This is a genomic window from Tritonibacter sp. SIMBA_163, assembly GCF_046535935.1.
GTDB lineage: Bacteria > Pseudomonadota > Alphaproteobacteria > Rhodobacterales > Rhodobacteraceae > Epibacterium > Epibacterium scottomollicae.
Genome location: NZ_JAWJBP010000012.1, coordinates 37,487 through 54,499, shown reverse-complemented (window position 1 = coordinate 54,499; position 17,013 = coordinate 37,487). Strand labels below are relative to the sequence as shown.

At 56.5% G+C, this 17,013-nt stretch carries 12 protein-coding genes; 11 read left to right on the top strand and 1 reads right to left on the bottom strand.

What is annotated here, in order from left to right; genetic code table 11:
• Complete coding sequence (locus tag R0J92_RS15885) at positions 1 to 3,198, top strand: conjugal transfer protein TraG N-terminal domain-containing protein (protein WP_411052351.1); 3,198 nt, start codon at positions 1 to 3, stop codon at positions 3,196 to 3,198.
• Positions 3,199 to 3,200: 2 nt separating this feature from the next.
• Here the strand turns inward: R0J92_RS15885 and R0J92_RS15880 are convergent, their stop codons facing one another.
• Entirely contained in the window at positions 3,201 to 3,464 is a 264-nt protein-coding gene (locus R0J92_RS15880) for a hypothetical protein (protein WP_411052350.1), read from the bottom strand.
• Between the two features lie 158 nt (positions 3,465 to 3,622).
• Here R0J92_RS15880 and R0J92_RS15875 point away from each other — a divergent pair, with 158 nt between their 5' ends.
• The 10 genes from R0J92_RS15875 to R0J92_RS15830 all read left to right on the top strand — a co-directional run bounded on the left by R0J92_RS15875 (position 3,623) and on the right by R0J92_RS15830 (position 16,646).
• Positions 3,623 to 4,390: a DsbA family protein gene (locus tag R0J92_RS15875; protein WP_411052349.1), complete on the top strand. Its 768-nt coding sequence runs from the start codon at positions 3,623 to 3,625 to the stop codon at positions 4,388 to 4,390.
• 35 nt (positions 4,391 to 4,425) lie between these two features.
• Positions 4,426 to 4,824 carry a hypothetical protein gene (locus tag R0J92_RS15870; protein WP_411052348.1) on the top strand — a complete coding sequence of 133 codons (399 nt, stop codon included), beginning with the start codon at positions 4,426 to 4,428 and terminating at the stop codon, positions 4,822 to 4,824.
• Positions 4,825 to 4,980: 156 nt separating this feature from the next.
• A complete protein-coding gene (locus R0J92_RS15865) occupies positions 4,981 to 5,466 on the top strand; it encodes a hypothetical protein (RefSeq protein WP_411052347.1) in 486 nt (161 codons plus the stop codon).
• 30 nt (positions 5,467 to 5,496) lie between these two features.
• Positions 5,497 to 5,931: a hypothetical protein gene (locus R0J92_RS15860; protein ID WP_411052346.1), complete on the top strand. Its 435-nt coding sequence runs from the start codon at positions 5,497 to 5,499 to the stop codon at positions 5,929 to 5,931.
• Between the two features lie 27 nt (positions 5,932 to 5,958).
• The gene (locus tag R0J92_RS15855; protein WP_411052345.1) at positions 5,959 to 6,477 is read left to right on the top strand and encodes a hypothetical protein; all 519 of its coding nucleotides are present in this window, start codon (positions 5,959 to 5,961) and stop codon (positions 6,475 to 6,477) included.
• On the top strand, positions 6,410 to 7,348 hold the full coding sequence (locus R0J92_RS15850; protein ID WP_411052344.1) for a hypothetical protein: 939 nt from the start codon (positions 6,410 to 6,412) through the stop codon (positions 7,346 to 7,348). The genes R0J92_RS15855 and R0J92_RS15850 overlap by 68 nt, the downstream gene beginning before the upstream one ends.
• A 566-nt stretch (positions 7,349 to 7,914) precedes the next feature.
• A complete protein-coding gene (locus R0J92_RS15845; protein ID WP_411052343.1) occupies positions 7,915 to 10,215 on the top strand; it encodes a type IV secretion system DNA-binding domain-containing protein in 2,301 nt (766 codons plus the stop codon).
• Position 10,216: 1 nt separating this feature from the next.
• Positions 10,217 to 15,004, top strand: a complete 4,788-nt coding sequence (gene mobF, locus R0J92_RS15840; RefSeq protein WP_411052342.1) for a MobF family relaxase — start codon at positions 10,217 to 10,219, stop codon at positions 15,002 to 15,004.
• Positions 15,001 to 15,471, top strand: a complete 471-nt coding sequence (locus R0J92_RS15835; protein ID WP_411052341.1) for a hypothetical protein — start codon at positions 15,001 to 15,003, stop codon at positions 15,469 to 15,471. The genes mobF and R0J92_RS15835 overlap by 4 nt, the downstream gene beginning before the upstream one ends.
• Positions 15,468 to 16,646 carry a hypothetical protein gene (locus R0J92_RS15830; protein WP_411052340.1) on the top strand — a complete coding sequence of 393 codons (1,179 nt, stop codon included), beginning with the start codon at positions 15,468 to 15,470 and terminating at the stop codon, positions 16,644 to 16,646. Before R0J92_RS15835 ends, R0J92_RS15830 begins: the two co-directional genes overlap by 4 nt.
• The last annotated feature ends 367 nt before the right edge of the window (positions 16,647 to 17,013 follow it).

Below are 17,013 nucleotides of genomic sequence, written 5' to 3'. Positions count from 1 at the left end.
ATGCCCGAACTCGAATTCCATACGGTTGGTGGTGGCTTCTACCTTTACGACATCTTCAACTACCTCGCAGCCTTCACCGGCTCGGGCAGCTTCGGGGCTTTACTCTATGGGGGCATCGCCGCCGGGATCTTTGCTGCCAGCATTCAACTGGTCATCTTTGGAGCCGTCCGGCAGGTCTTTACCTATTTTATCGGAGCCATGCTGGTTGTGGGCATCGGCATTGGTCCCAAGGCGCGGGTGGTAATCATGGATTCCACCGTGCCACTGGGGATCTATGGCGTGGTCGATGGCGTGCCGTGGTCCGTTGCCTGGGTCGGCTCTCTGACATCGAGGACCGGGGCCGCGATCACCGATCAGATGGAAACGCTGCTCGCCGCCCCGGATGACCTCACCTACCAGAAATCCGGCATGATGTTTGGCTCCACGATCATGAGCCAGGCGGCACGCTGGCGCGCGGTGACCCCCATTGTTCACGACAGCCTCGTGAACTTCATGGAAAACTGCATGGTCGATGGTTCCAACATTGGCTTGGTGGATACTGGAAATTTGGGGCATGCGGGCGACCTCTATGCGTTCATCGGCGCCAATGTCCCGAACTCTTTGGCCTACTTTGATCCGGTGCTCGATGAAACCACCACTTGTAAAGATGGCTGGCCACGCATTCAGGAGCGTCTCAACAATGAAGTGGTCAATGTGCTTCGCCAGAAAGCCGCGGCGCAGTTCGGCCTTCGTCGCGGAGGGGACGTCACACTTGCCGCTCAGAAAATGCGGGCCACCCTCTCTGACTTTCAAAACTACATTGGTATGACCTCGGCCGGATCGACGGAGACGATCCGCCAGACCATGCTGACGAACTCCATGGACGGTGCCGTCCAGCGCCTCATTGCCAGCTCGGGCAACAATGCTGCCATGACGGCCTATCAAGCCGCACGGACGGAGGCACAGACCTCAGCCAGCTACAGCGCAGTTGGGATTTCGGCCCTCAAGTGGGTGCCGCTCCTGAAAATCGTGTTTACGGCGATCTACCTTGCCGCCTTCCCGCTGGCGATGATCATGATGATGACGCCAATGGTGTGGAGCGTTCTGAAAGGCTACTTCGGCGGTTTTATCTGGTTAGCATCATGGGATCCGCTATCCGCGATCCTGCATTCCATCGTGATGAAAGCCAGCGCGGGCTATTATCGTGAAGCCATGGGCTCCTTCCGGACCGGCACCATCGATTATCAGATGACCTTCGCTAATTACCTCGGCATCCGCGCCGTGGAGCAGGATGTCGGGACAATGGCCGGATACCTGATGATGTCCGTGCCCTTCCTCTCAATAGTTATCCTCTCTGGCGCCAGTCGCATGGCAGGTCTTGCCACCTCGATGCTCAACGTGAGCCAGGGTGCCGGGATTGAATCCGGGCGCGAAGCGGCCACGGGCAATATCTCTCTGGCAAACGCCAGCATGAACAACTTTGCTGCAAACAAATGGAACACCTCGTCTGTCCACGACGCGGGAGCCAGCACTGTCCGTATGGGCAACGGGGCCATGCGGACGGTCAACTCCGATGGTTCGGCGGTATTTGGAACCGGCTCGGCGCAGTCCACCAGCGGCATGTCGGCCAGAGTTGGGCAAACCATTCGGGAAGAAATCTCGGATCGCAAGGAAGATGCGGTGCGCAACGCGACCTCGCTGCGCGACGAATGGAGCACGGCGGTCAATCAGACAGCCGCTAACTACGCTGACTTCGGGCGGTCTTTGTCTTCAGGTACATCGGTTGGCAATGACCAGACGACATCACAAGGCCATCGTCGTCAACAAGAAGCGCGGGAAGCCCATTCCGCGGTTGAGAGCTTTGCGAATACTCATGGGATCTCTCTTGAGGCCGCATATAAGGTCGCCCTCACTGGCGGAGTTAAAGCCGGTAGTGGCGGAGGTGGTACAGGCCTTTCCGCTGGCCTTGACGGTACGATTGCTGGCACGGGTTTAGACACTGATACCTATAATAAAATCGCAACAGCAGCCCAAGAATCCGGTCTAACTCAAACAGTCGCAAAATACGGCGATGCAGTGAATGCAATTCGCGCCAGTGAGACCAGCAATCTGACCAATACGGAAAGTGGCGGCGACCGCTGGAGCATCGAGGATGTTAAGCGCAAAGGCGAAACCTATGCGGAGGCACGCGAAGAGGCGCAAACACTCGCCTCGGCAGAAAGCAACCTCTACTCCCACGGCGTCAGCTATGACAGTCAGCTGACAGACGCTGTGATCGGGGAATGGCGCGAAGCTGGTATCAGCGATGAACAGATTTCCAGCTTGCTGAACCCAAAATCAACTGCTGGCGTCAAAGCTCAGGAAGCAGCGGTGGAACAGGTTCTACCCAACCTGCTGCAAGAACTTGGCCTCGACAAACCAAATCCCGGGCTTGCACAAGCGCATACACTCCGCCGCCCAGAGGAAGAGATTACCACAAACAGGCTGCCCTCAAGTGGGGTTGAACATCAGCGCGAGTACAATCGGGTCCAAGCAGCGACAAGCAACGTGTCTACTGCAATGGAGGCTCAGCGCGGCGGCATGACGGAGCGCGCGACAGAAAGTGCAGTCGCAAACGAACGCGAAGTCGTCGATGGGCAAAACTATGGAGTGGTTCCAGGTGCTGTTTCTAAGGTCGCCAGCACCGTTGGCGATGTGGCAAACGGTATCTCGGATGCCGGATCGGCTGTTGCATCGGCAATTACTGGCAGGCCTCAGCTCTCACATTATGATCGCGACGTTATGATCCGGACGATTGCAGGGGAGGCCGGTCGCGAAGATGACATCGGTCAAGCTGGCGTTGCCCATGTGATCATGAACCGCGTCGATGATCCACGCTGGGGCGATAATCCCGCTGAGGTCAGTATGCAGCTTAAACAGTTCTCGGCATGGAACAGTGGGGCAGGCGGCAACAGCATCCCTGAAAACCTGGAAGAAGGAAGTCCGCAATATGAAGATATCGGACGGATCGTCGATGCTGTAGCCGCTGGTTATATGCCCGACCCAACAGACGGTGCGACACATTACTATTCTCCACAAGGCATGGCCAAACTTGTGGCTGACGGACACCAGACCAATGAACTCCCGACTTGGCTAAACAAGGCTTCTCAGGAGCGCGGGCACGACAACGTAACCATCGGGAGACACATATTCACCGGCCTCAAGCGGGATGGGGAATGATGTCAGTTATGACCAGCATTGTAGATCACGGTCGCATCATTGGCGCTAAGGGTTCCATAATCCCGACCAAACGGTTCTGGCTTAGTAGCTTCGTCTGTAGTCAGGGATTGCCCTGTATTGTGGTCCACGACCCACTCTGCGTCCCGCAAGAACGATCCAAAAAACCAAATCAAAAGCCATGCTGTACCGCCGAGTCCATAGACCATGGTCAGGTCCTCGAACGGGCTCAAAGACAGCACCACAAAGCCCACGATGTAGGCGATCACTTTCGAGCTTTTGGTCATCCGGTGTTGCATAGCGGTCTCTCCTCTAAGGCGAAGCAGTGTAGCAGCTTTCGCGTTTCCATCCAATGAACCCCCGACAATTCGAAGAACAGAAAGGCAACAGTATGATTTCGAGCAACAGAACATTTGGTAAGACCTTGATGGCGTCTGCAGTGGGTTTTGCCCTGCTATGGACCCCTGCAGCCGCCGAACAAGGCTCGCGTGACATGTCGAAACGGCAGGCAGGTGAAGGTTTCACTGCGCGCGCGGTCGAGCGCACAGAAGGAACCGACGCTGAATTTGATGAGCGTGTTCGTCAGGCACTGCTCCGCAATCCGGAAATCATGTTGGAGATCTTCGCTCTCCTTGAGCAAAAGGAAGTGGCTTCAAAGGCTGTGAAAGACCAGGATCTTATCGCCTCAGTAGCTGATGAGCTGTTCGCCGGCCTCGATCCGAACAAGCCGATCCTGGTCGAGTTTCAGGACTACAACTGTGGCTACTGCCGGAAATCGCACGCCACCGTTCAGGCCCTTCGTGAACAGATGCCGGACCTGCAGCTGGTCTTGATGGAAATGCCGATCCTCAGCGACGGCTCTCGCTACACCGCGCAAGCCGCATTGGCCCTGAAGGCGCTGGAAGGTGAAGAGGCCTATCTCAACTTTGCCGATGCGATCATGGGCGGAACACAAACCGCCAATGTTGGCACCGTGCTTCGTGTGCTGACCGACCAGGGTCACGACGCTGAAGCCGTCGTGAAAGCCATCAAGGCAGGGCAGGGCGCGGACGAGCTGAAGAAGGCACAAGATCTCGCCGATGCGCTCGGCGTGACCGGAACCCCCTACTTCGTCGGGCCAAGCGGCATCATTCGCGGCGCCGCGTCCATCGAGCGCCTGAAAGGGCTGACCACAAGCGGCGAGACCAACGGTTAAGCAAAGCACTTCGCAACGCATACAGGAGAAACAATATGACCCGTCAGATCTTGGAAATCTCAAAGACCCTGCTTGGAGCAACGCTCGCGACCACACTCACCGGCCTCAATCGTAGCACGACACTTTTTCCCTTCGTAGTCGCCGCGAATGTGCTCTGCCTGCGCATTCAGACCGTTTTCCTTTCAGATATGGAAATTGCCGTAGGAGCGGATAGCGCGAGAGGAGCCACTTGGTACGACACTCTCGCGACCTCGATGGAGCCTATCAACCTGCTCCCTGTTGTCCTTGTCTCCTTGGCGGCCGGCATCGCCTTGGCGATCTTCGAAGTGATCTCGAAGGAACGGATGATCAACACCTCCGGAAGCGCTGGAGCTGGCAGCAAGGATCGCATCGACTGGATAAGACCGGCCACAAGCGTGGAAACCAACGGATAGGCACTGTCAGGGATAATCGCGGCGGGCCTTTGGCTGAAAACGGTGTCGTCGTGATGAGGCTCCCAACCTGGGCAAATCAAGCCCGCCGCTTCCAATCAAATTCACCCCAAAGGGTAGCGCTGTAAAGGCAGCCCCCCGAACATTTTGGAATACGACATGAAAACAACAGTTATTTCACTCACACTTCTCTCTGCTTTTACGCTCTCCGGCTGCATGGGCGGCGTGTCGCAGACGTCTGCCAATGTGATGGGCATGCAATCCATCGCAGGTGTCCAGCGCTCCGCACAGGCACAGCCAACGGAAAAGGATCTCGCTCTGTCCTGCAGTCAGGTGCAAAGCGAGCTGAGCCGGATCTATGCGCGCATGGAAGAGGTCAACAAATCCGAACGTGCCCGCGAGCGTAACGCCAACCTCACTGGCGGTTTGCTTGATGCGGGCCTGTCCGTCGTCGGCGCTGGCGCCATCGCCAATGCGGGATCCGCTCAGGCCATTTCCAACATCGGCACCGCCACCACCGTGGCCGGCGCAGCCGCCAGCACCACGCGCGGATCCGGTCCCAGCGCCCAGACATACAATGAAGCAATGGCCATGGCCGAACGCAGCTCGGTCCTTGAGCGCGTGAAACTCGCCAAAGGCTGCTGACAGATGTCGATTTCCAACAAGAGGTCCAAGATGAATATCAAACCCATTGCCGCAGCGCTCCTGGCTGCAACCACGCTTGCCGGCTGTCTCAATGACGGGACAGTCGCCGACAAACACGCAATCACCTTTGAAAAGCCCAACCCGGGCGGCGGGCCGTCGAAGGCGCAGAGCCAATCGGCGCTGCAACAATGGCTGATCGCCAATGTCCCTGAAGGTGACACTGCCAAAGGTGTCAGTGTCGGCCCGGTGCGCTACGCGGCAATCCTCTGGCCATTTCCGGAAAAGGACTACTTCGTCTGCGCTCGATACACGGCGAAGAACCAGTACGGAACCTATGAGCCGCCGCGCAACGTCCTGATGACCATGCGTGTCTATGACGCCGCCAAAGGCTGGCAAGCCGCGCTGATCAAGGATGAGACCTTCGACGGCTATCGCCAATACTGCATCGGTCAGCCGCATGCATAGTTTGATTTCCGGCTGAGTGGAGTTGAAATGATGGATACCTGCGAGGAAGACCTCTTCAATATCGGCGGATACGTTCCGCCCGAAACAGACTGGGCTCTCGGAACCGTCCTGACCTTTGCTGGGGACGGCGGATGCCAATGCCAGGTGGAAGTGAGCGATGCTGTAGTTGCTTTCCTCGCCTTGGACCGAGATGGGCTGATCCCGGAGATTGACCAAGAGTGGAAACAAGGCTTTGCAACTGCCCTGTCTCAGCATTCAGCGCCTCAAGGATCGGGACTGGTGCATTACAGCGGCCTTGAACCTGTTCCAGGTGGGATCTGCGATTGCTGCGCAGCGGAATGTCACGCTGTATTCACAAACGAAAGCGCTCGCTTTCTGATTGAGCGCTGGTCAATTGTTGCCGCTATGATGGTATTGATCCGCCAAGGGCAGCTGCCAAGGCTATCCTTTGACTGGCACATTTCATTGGAGCGGCATTATGAGCGAATTTGTGAGACTGGGCGATACCACTACCGCCCCGGTGCAGGTGGACCTCAACATGTTTGAACGACTAACAAGAGGAAAGCACCCTTGGGCCCAATACGACTCTTCAAAGAAGAAAGTTCAACGGTTCGGCCTCTGCCCGGAGTGCAACAACGCCATGGTTCTGGTGAATATTCATAATCCAGAACCGCAGGTTACTCCGCACGGCCGACACCGGTTAAAGCGCGTTGACGGTTTTGAGTACTGCCTGGAAGAAATCTTGGGATGCCCCTTGCTAGATTCCCGACTCAAAAGTGATCTTGAAGCAGATATCACGGCCTTGACGCCTGAAGCAGTCGAACTCCGGGAGTTTCTAGTTGAGAACTTCAACTTGGCCGCGGGCATGTTTGCAGAGACAACCGGGATTTCACCATCCAAAACGATGTTACGAAAAATGCTCCGCTTGTTTTTCGAAGATCGCTGGTACCGTTGGCCAACAGTCACAAAAGGCAACTTGCCTTGGACTTTTGCTCGGCTGACCTGCAATTTCAATCTCTACAAGCAAAAGATCCGACCTGAATCTGCAGTGTGGACAGCGGTTCAGAAACACGTTCCACACGCGGCTCTCGGAGAATACGGACGACTGGAAGCTCGTGGCAGTCATCGTGTCTACCTTGAGTTCGGCCTTGGTCAACACAAGGTTCGATCAACGCAAGATGGCCGCATTCGGGAAACCATTAGTTTGCATGTTTTGAACACGGACCCGGTCGCGAAGGTCGATGAGCCAGTCTTTGAGACAACGCTTGATTTGAACACCGAGGAGTTCCTAAGGCGGGTCGCCCATAAACTGCACCCGGCCGGATATGGCGCGGAGCTTGTTGAAGAAGCCCGTATGGTCCTCGCTGACTATCTCCACAATCATCCAGAAGCCCGCAGTCCGGAGGTCGAGACATGAAGCTACTGCGAGATGTCGCCCAATGAAACTGCCGGTTCAGTTAGTGCCGCCATAGGGCCGCGACGGGTCAGAAATGGGTCAGGAATACTGACTTATTTAACATAAGAAGTATTATCACGCACGACGAAACACTCAAAAGAACAGAAAGGAGGACGGCATGAATACCCTCTACCATTGGTTTTATCTGGTTGGATATGGCGGATGGATCATGCCTCGTCTCCTGCGCAGGGTGACAGCGCGTTCTGAGTGTCATCGCGCTTGGTTACTTGGCCACCTTGGCTACTTCGAAGAAGGCGGCGTCAGGTTCAGTTCAGCGAACCCTTACCCGTCCAGCTGACCCCAGCACACTGACTTTATTCATTGCGAACAACAGCGCGGCCCGAAGCTACCTCGGGCCGCGACACCCGAGCTTTTGCCATTCGAAAACAACATCAGCCAAGTGCCGCGGGTGTCCCGAACTATGAGGGATAGCTCGCGCTGCAGTGGAACGAGGGACATCGCCCATGCGCAACAGAGGACACACGCAACTTGTCAGAGGCGGCCAGACGACACAACACTGGACGCGAATGGCAACACAGGTGCTCAAGTACAGCATCTCAATGGCCGCTGCGGCCTTCTCACTCTGCTATATAATTCTGGTCGCCAATAATTACGAAATGGATAAGGCCCGCCTGACCGGGACTTATTGGATTGCGGAATTCAACGTCGAGCAACGTGGCACTGAAGACCGCAAGCTGGACTACGTGGATCTGAGCGGCAAGCGCGTCGAGCGCACAGCCGGACAGATCTACGCAGATCGTGAGCTCCGAGAGATCTACAATCGCTATTCGGCGAACGCCTGGCGCTTCATGTATATCTCGCTGATCCCGGCCGCCCTCGCCTTCGTGGTGGTGTTCTCGATCTTCGGGTTGGTTGGCAGCTCCCTGAAGGAAGAGGAATATATCCGGGGCGCGCGTCTGGTGACGGCCAATGAGCTGAAGGCCTGGTCAAAGCGGAAATGGCGCGAATACGAAAAGCGTTTCGGCAAAAACTCGAAGAAAGGCCCGCGCTACACGCTTGCCGGCATCGAGTTCCCGCCCAACTCAGTAGAAGCCCAGATCGGCATCACCGGGACAGTTGGTGTTGGTAAGACCAATGCGATGCATGAGCTGCTGAACACGATCCGCGAGGCGGGTGGTCGCGCCATCATCTATGACCGGATGGGGGGCTTGCTGCGGGATCACTACGACCCGGAAAAAGACATCATCCTGAACCCCTTCGATGAGCGCTCTGTTGGCTGGTCTCCCTTCAATGAGGTGACCTCTGCCGAAGGCTTTGCCCAGATTGCTGAGGTGATGATCCCAGACCATCCCGGTTCTCTGGATAGCTTCTGGACGCAGGCCGCGCGGCTGGTGTTCCAGTACACCGCCCGCGAGCTGGCCAAATCCGGAAAAACCACCAACGACGAATTGCGCAAGGCGATCATGAACATTCCGTCCGAGGAACTGGCCGAGATCGTGGCGCCAACACCTGGCGCGCACTTCTTCGGCGAGCATGTGGCAAAAACCTCAGGCTCGATCCGGGCCAACATGATCACCGAGTTGCGCTTTCTGGAATACCTGCGGGACGATGCTGAACCCTTCTCGATCCGAGATTGGGTTGTGAATGACCGGCCCGGCTTTGTGTTCCTGACCGGCAACGCGGAGCAGTCGGCGGCGGTGCGCAATATCGTCTCGACAGTCTTTGAGGTGGCAGCAAACGCGCTGATGACAACTGAGGAAAGCCGCGATCCGAAAATCTGGTTCTTCCTCGATGAGGTTCCGACCCTCAACAAGTTGCCGTTCCTGCCCAAAAGCCTTGCGGAAATCCGTCAGTTCGGCGGCGCGTTTGTCGTGGGCTATCAGGTGTTCTCCCAGCTGGAGGACATCTATGGCGACAAGGCTGCGGAGACCATCTCCGGGGTATTGAACAACCGCGTTGTCTTCAACACGCCTGATTACAACACGGCGCAACGATCCTCCCGCTCTTTGGGCGAAGAGGATGTGATCGAGCAGCAGGAAAACATCACGCTCGGCGCAAATGACACGCGCGATGGCGTGGGGATTGTCGGCCGGCGCACACAGCGCGCGATTGTGACCCCTGCAGAGATCCAATCCCTGCCCCAGTTCGTGGCCTATTTCCGACCCGCATATGACGCCCCAACAGCCAAGGTCCGGTTTGAACCTGTTCCAACCAAGGCAACGGCGGAAAAGTTCATCGCCTACAAGGGCAATGGGTTTGATCAGGGCGGCATGCAGGTCTCGGCCGTCAACGTGGAAATTAAAGAGGGCGCCAAGGTCGTCGCAGGCTTTGCATCTGACAAACCGCAAGATCAGAAGGCTGAATTTTTCCGCTGGCTGGACCGCGTGCGTCCCGAAGGGTCAGCACAGATCGAGGATCCAGCCAACACGTCTGAGCGGGACTGGTACTGGCAGCATTTTGCCACGGCGCGCGTGCGTGGCCTCGATGTGAAAGAGATCGCCCATCCCGATCCCTATGCTGGCTTCGCTGGCAACGGCACCGGTCAGGCGCGGGAAACCGTCTATGTCCCCTACCCCGGCGCCGCACCTGGGCCACAGACAAGCCAGCCCAAAGAAAAGGCACCTGCTGCAGCTGAAGAACCCGTTGAAGCAGGGACCGGAGCGGCCATTTCCGCCCCGGATCAAAGGCCCCTGCCCCTCTCTCTTCGTGCCCATCCGGCTTTTGGCCAAACACAGCCAGACCGGAAAACGCCCCAGCGTCCAGCATCGACGCCCCAGAAACCCATTTCCTCACAAAGCCCCCCTTCAGAACCGTCAGCCGCCAGCGCTCTGATTGCTTTGGAGAACGCCATTCGGGGAGATCGCTGACATGATGTCGATTTCCAACGTCTCGGCCGGGGCTGCTGCCAGCGGCTACTACAAGGAAGAAGGCTATTATAAAGCCGGATCAGAAGAGGGCCAGAAGGCTGCAACCTGGTTCGGAAAGGCCGCTGAGGAAAACGGCCTGACCGGCTTTGTCGATGACAAACAGTTTGCTCAGTTCCTCGATGGTGAAGCTCCGGATGGTAAGCTGATGGGGCGCTATGTGGATGGTGAACGCCAGCACCGGCCCGGCCTTGATCTGACATTCTCTGCATCAAAATCGGCCTCGGTAGCAGCACTGGTCATTGGCGACAATCGGATCATTGAGGCCCATGACGCTGCCGTGCGCTCTGCCATGACGGTGGTGGAAGAGCGGTTCATCAAGACCCGGTTCCAGCAAGACGGGGAAATAACCACCAAGAATGCTGAAGGTATCATCGCCGGCATCTACCGACACGATACCTCCCGTGCGCTTGATCCAAACCTGCACAGCCATGCCGTCATCGCCAATATGGCGAAGAACGAAAATGACGGCTTCACAGCCATTCGCAATGAGGCTGTCTTCAACAATCGAAAGCTCATCACAGAGATCTACCGTTCCGATTTTGAGAACCGGATGAAAGAGCACGGGATCGCCACTGAACGCGGTAGGTATGGAGAGGTGAATATTTCCGGCATCCCACGTGAGGTCACGGAAACATTTTCAAAGCGCCGACAGGAGATCCTAAATGCACTTGACAACAAGGGTGTAGAATATTCTGCTGATACGGCGAGCAAGGCCACACTGGCGACCCGTGCAGCCAAGCATAAGAACCTGGACCGGGAGGCCCTGCGCGCTGACTGGCGATCTGATGCGCTTGCCGCAGGTCTCAGCCGGGATCAGTTGGAACGCGGAACTATTGAGAACGCCCCTATCGCGCCAACGGCCCCAACCCCAATACCGCGCTCGGTTCAAGAGGCAGAGCAAACCCCTCAATCGGACCCAAAAGAGGCCTCACTCGTCGCCGGCATCGTCTCGTGGATGAAGAACCTGGTTGCATCCCCGCAGCAACAGCAACCGAAAGCACAAACGACGCCTGATACGATTGAGGGGCGGGCCGTCAGCAAGGCCATCGAGCATGTAAGCGAGCGACACTCTGTCTATGAACGCTCTACTCTCACGACAGCGGCGCTTCGCTTCTCCAGCGGCACCAACCTTGAAAAACTGGACAAGGAAATTGACCGGCGCATCGAGGCCGGCGATCTCTATGCCAACGGAAAGAACGGCGAACACCTCACCGATCGCGCATCGGTTGCGGTCGAAAAAGCGGTCCTGCAGACGTGGAAAGACTCTGAACAGACCCCCGGTCTCGATCTAAACTCAAGACACGCCAAATCGGGCATTCAAGATCTTTCCGCCACCTTAGCGAAGGAAAGCACGCTGACAGCAGGTCAGCTGGCTGCGCTCGAAACCTCACTTTCCGGTCAAGGCCGGTATGTCGGCGTTCAGGGCTACGCGGGATCTGGCAAGACCTACATGGTCGAAAAACTCAGCGCGTTGGCCGGTCAGGCTGGCTATGAGGTCAAGGGCTTTGCCCCGAGCCTTCAGGCGGTCAAAGAACTGGATACCGCCCTCCCCGGATCCTCAACACTGGCGCGCGTCGTGAACAGCGAACGCAACCACCCCCAGAAAGTGGACAACAGCCGGTCGATCCTTCTGGTGGATGAAAGCTCGATGGTCTCCGCACGCGATATGCGCAGCTTCATGGACTATGCGGAGCGCACCAACGCTGCGCGCGTCGTCCTGGTCGGTGATACCAAGCAGCTTGATGCCGTGAGCGCTGGCCAGCCCTTTGCCCAGCTTCAGGAGACGGGCATGCGGACGGCCGTCATGGATGAAATCAGGCGGCAACGCGATGGCACCCTGCGCGAGGCAGTGTATGACACCGTGCGTGGCGACATTGCTGGTGCCTTCGCCAAGCTGGAGAACAACATCCACAAGGCGGAAAACCCACAGCAGGCGGCAGCAGACAAATATCTATCCCTCCCGGCCGATGAGCGATCAGAGACCCGTATCCTGACGCTCACAAACGCGTCCCGCGCCGAAATCAACGCAGTGGTTCGAGACGGGTTGAAACAGGAAGGCAGCCTCGCATCTGAGGGTGTGACCGTTTCTGGTCTTGCCCCGCGCCCGATGACGGCTGTCGAAAGGAGTGATGCGCAGAGCTACGCCGCCGGCGATGTCTTGCAGTCCCTTGTCAGCAGCAAGGATCATGGGCTATCGAAAAACGCCCTCTACGTCGTTCAGGAGACCGACACAAAAACCAACAGCCTGACGGTCGCGCGTGAATCCGACGGGGTACGCCTCGATCTCCCACTGAATGGTATGACGGGAAACAAGGAACTCGGTGCCTCATTCATGGCCTATCGGCCGGAGGATCGAGAGCTGTCGGCCGGCGATGCGGTACGCATCCGGATCACCGACAAAGCCAATGACCTTTCCAATGGTGAGCGAGCAAAAATTACATCCGTCGAGGATGGCGCGATTGGATTGGAAACATCCAACGGCAAGCAAATCCAACTCAATGCACAAAGCCTCGGCGCGCGCGGTCTTGAACATGATTATGCAGCAACCGCCCATTCGGTTCAGGGTGAAACTGTTGATCGGGTCATTGTGTCGATGAATGGCGGCGACAGGCTGGCTACTCAAAAGGGGTTCTATGTGGAAATCAGCCGCGCACGGGATGAGGCGGTTTTATACACAGACAACCGGGCGGCCCTGGCACGAAACATTGCAGAGAATACCGGCATCCAGACAACTGCATTGTCAACACAAATTGAATCACAAAAACCACGCGAGGAAATTCTCGACTCTGTGCAAGCGGTGGATAGAGCCGTCGAGCATATAAGTGAACGCGATTCCGCATATAGCCGTGGGCATTTGACAACGACTGCTTTACAATTTGCCTACGGCTCTAGTTTTGAACAGGTCGATAAAGAAATTAACACGCGCATTAAAGACGGTCGGTTATTTGAAAGTGGTAATGAGGGTGAAATGCTCACAGACAAAGCATCTGTTGAATTGGAGCGTTCCATTATTGCGACATGGCAGGCCTCCGAGAAAAGTGGCGGATTGGAACTGCAAGCGTCGGCTGGCCGATCAGGTGAAAGCGTCATCGCCAAAAAGCTTCATGACACAAAATCAATGACTGACGGACAGAAAGAGGCAATCCACACGTCATTGACTGGCGGTGGTCGATACGTCGGGGTTCAGGGTTATGCGGGTACTGGTAAAACTTACATGCTGGAACGAATGGCTCATTACGCGGAACAGAATGGCTATGATGTGAAAGGTATGGCGCCAAGTCACCAAGCTGTGCACGAACTCGCCAGTGTACTTGGCAGCGCGGAAACCCTCGCAAAGATCACGACAGCTGAACGTCACCACCCGCAGGATGTGGACAACAGCAAGACCATTCTGGTGGTCGATGAGGCCTCGATGGCCTCAGCTCAGGACTTGCGCAGCTTCATGGATTACGCCGAGCGCACTGGTGCACCTCGTGTGGTCCTGGTCGGCGATACGCAGCAGTTGGATTCCGTGGCCGCAGGTCAACCCTATGTGCAGCTACAGAACGCCGGGATGCGGACAGCGGTCATGGACGAGATCCGCCGGCAACGGAACGATGATCTGAAAGCGGCCGTCCATCACTCCATCCGTCAGGAAATCCAACCTGCCTTCAGCCGCATGGAGGGCAATGTTCTGCAGGTGGAAAACCCCAGCATCGACGCCGCAGAACGATACCTGTTGCTGTCCCCGAGTGAACGTGAAGGCACCCGGATCCTCACCCTCACCAATGTCTCCCGTTCAGAGATCAATAGCGTTGTTCGTGATGGGCTTTGGCAGGAGGGACGATTGAAAGGAGAAGAAGTCGAGCTGAAGGGCCTCCAAAATCGCCAACTGACCGAAACCCAACTTGCCGATGCGCGCAGCTACACCCCCGGCGATCTGGTTCTGTCAGTGGCCACCAGCAAGGAATTCGGGCTGCAAAAAAACAACCTCTATGTGGTTCAGCAATCCGATCATCAGCGCAACAGGCTGATCGTCCAGCATGAAGAAACCGGCGAGAAATCCATCCTCCCACTCGATGCAAAGTTCAATCGCCGAGAGCTCGGAAAAGCCCTTGTTGCCTATGATCGAGAGAACCGGGAAATGGCGGCCGGCGACCAGGTGCGGTTCCGGATCACCGACCCAGAGGCGGGTGTCACCAACGGTGTTCGCGCTGAAATCAAATCGATCACAGGTGGCATGATTGAAGCCAAAGCGCTGGATGGCAGTACCATCACCGTGCCCCAGAACAGCATTGCAGCCCGTGGAATGGAGCATGACTACGCGGCCACTGCGCATGCCGTTCAGGGTGAATCTGTTGATCGTGTGATCGTGGCCATGAACTCAACCGAACGTCTCGCCACACAGAAGAGTTTCTATGTGGAAATCAGCCGCGCAAGGGACGAGGCGGTCCTTCTAACCGACGATCCCGAGCGCCTGTCAAAGACCATCGAAAAGCAAACCGGCATCCGGCCGACAGCGCTCGACACCTGGATGGACGGCCGTCTGATTGGCGTTCGCGAGCAGCAGCCAGAGGAAGAGAAAGCCAAGGATCAACAGCAGGAAAAAGCTGAACCCGAGAAGGAAAAGACGACTAAGGACAGGGAGCCTGACGCCCCTACCCTGCCCGGCCTCTTTGAAGAGAAACTTAAAGAATTTGAAAAGCAGGCTGAACTGGTCCTGCAGCGACAGAAGGAAATTGAGCGATGAGCAAGTCACCCCGCCTTGTACTTGGCCCTGTGGCCCGACAGTTAATTGGCAGCGAGACAAAGGAACTACCGAAGGTGCTTGACGACGCCATCACCACTTTGATGGAAGAGCGCGATCAAAGACCTGACGCTACTTCTCCTGAGGGTCGACTAGCCTCTCTGGAGGCCGCTGTGAAAGCCCAGTCCGAAGCTCTTCAGCAGCTTTCCTATGTGGCGACACTTGAGATGAAAATGACCCGCGTACTGATCGCATCACTGATGAGCAAGACTGATGAAGATCAGCAGGCGCTCATCACTTTGGCAAATTCCGCGGTGCAAGAGTTGCATGAAAAAGCGCGTGTGATCTCCGATTCAAATATGGAGAAACTGCGCGCAAACGATGTCTCTGTTCAAACGGCAATCCAGCGCGACATGGAGCGAGGTGCCCTGGAACAGGAGCAGGAAACAGAAGAGGAGCTAGAACGGTGATCAACTCTTCCAATCACCCCGAAAGCGTCCTGAATGGCTCTGCCATTGCGTGCCATTCGCGTGGCAACCCGTGGCATGGCCGTGGCACAACCCGTGCCATGGGCCGTGCCACGGCCATTTCGACCCTTAAAAATAGGGCGCCACAGGTTGCCGACAGCGCCCGATTGGCAAAACGCCAGTTTTGTCAATCAAATCAGCGCATTGCGCTGATTGCAGCATCGCTGCGTTATGTGTGGACCTTTTATGAGGACCAAAGGGCCGAACACAGCTTTGACGGCCCGATATTCAAAGGAGATCGTGGCCTCATGCCCGCCAACGAGAAGGCGCTGAGCGCTTCCCTTACCCTCCGCACCTCTGGGCTACGGACGGCCTACCTTGCGCTCCTGGTGGCTCTCCTGCCCCCTACGGCGATCCTTGCTGATGACTGGTCGAGCTCAGGTAGTTTTGACCTCGAAGAAGCCGCTCAAATCCGGAAATCTCTCGTGGAAAATCCCGCCTCCGATCACAGCCCATGGAGATCAACGGCCAAGGCAAATCAGTGGGTCGCTCTCGATGAATTTGAACGCTCTCGCCCCGGCAAGCGACCACCTGCCCCGAGCACCTTCCAGCTCCCATCAGGATCCAGTGTCGATCAGCTCTTTGCACTGATTGCCTTCGCCGAGGCTCCAAAGGGTCGCTATGACTCCATCCACCATGGCGCCAAAATCCGGCCCGCCAAGCAACCGTCTCAGATGACCTTGGCAGAAATCTATCAGTGGATCGACGACACCCCTGGCCAGCCTCACGCCATCGGAAACTTTCAGATCATTCCTTCGACATTACTTAATTTGCAAAAACGTCTCGGACTGCCTGACGGTGTTCTCTTCAACCGCGCCACCCAGAACCGAATGGCCGCGCTTCTCCTTGCTGACGCCGGCCATCACAAGTTTGGATCGGGGAAGATCTCGTTGGCGACCTATCAGAACAACCTGGCGCGCATCTGGGCCGGGCTTCCGCTCGCATCTGGCAAGTCTGCTTATCATGGGTACGCTGGGAACCGTGCGACCATCACACGGGCGTTCTACGATCAGAAGATGCAGTTGATTTTTGGGGGTGGTGAGAGCCGTGTAGCCAAGGCCACATCCGATGTGTCTTCAGCTCCGGTTACAGGCACTTGGAACACACTTGGAGAATGATCCTCGGCCGGGAGTGTTGGCGAACCACGTCAACACCTAGCGCCGCACAGTCCGCACGCCTAGGACGAGTACGGGGTTACCATCTCCCCGTCTCGCGACCCTCTGAAATAATCAGCGTTTCAGCTCCCAGATCGCGACACGATCACAGTACGCCGAGAATTTCCCTGACAGGACGCTCAAGAAAAAGAGGTAATAGAGGGCCGCTAAAACACCTGACCAAATCCCGAAGATCGCGGCCCAACCTAGCGTCAGAATAAAGAGCGATGGAACGGTCAAACGCACCTCCACAGATCGGCTCGACTCGGATCAGTCTGAAGCCATTCTGATGATGGCACGTTTTTGGTATTGATTGTTTTAAGATGGAACC